Raw genomic sequence first — 266 nt, 5'->3', positions numbered from 1 at the left:
GGTCAACTCACCGGCGAAACCCGCAAGGGTGACGCGGTGAATGCGCTGTTCGACCAGTTACCCGAAGGTACGGTGACGAGTCTGACCTTAATGGTCAAACCACAGGATGTACTCGAGGATCAGTTGAACCGCCTAGCTCGCAAAGCCATCGGTGAAAACCTGGCCTCGACCCAGACTCGTCAGGATGTCGAAGAGGCTCGCGCGATCATCGGCCGCCAGCACAAGCTGTACCGAGGAACCCTGGCGTTCTACGTACGCGGTCACGA

General features: G+C 58.6%; 1 protein-coding gene. It reads left to right on the top strand.

Annotated elements, in window-relative coordinates; genetic code table 11:
• Positions 1-266: TraC family protein (locus tag AAEZ22_RS18415; RefSeq protein ID WP_352298498.1), on the top strand; the 266-nt coding region annotated here is incomplete at both ends.

Source organism: Pseudoalteromonas sp. 20-MNA-CIBAN-0454 (genome assembly GCF_040308685.1).
Classification (GTDB): Bacteria; Pseudomonadota; Gammaproteobacteria; order Enterobacterales; family Alteromonadaceae; genus Pseudoalteromonas; species Pseudoalteromonas nigrifaciens.
Note: the sequence above shows the minus strand (reverse complement) of the source record. Positions and strands in the feature narration are given on the sequence as shown.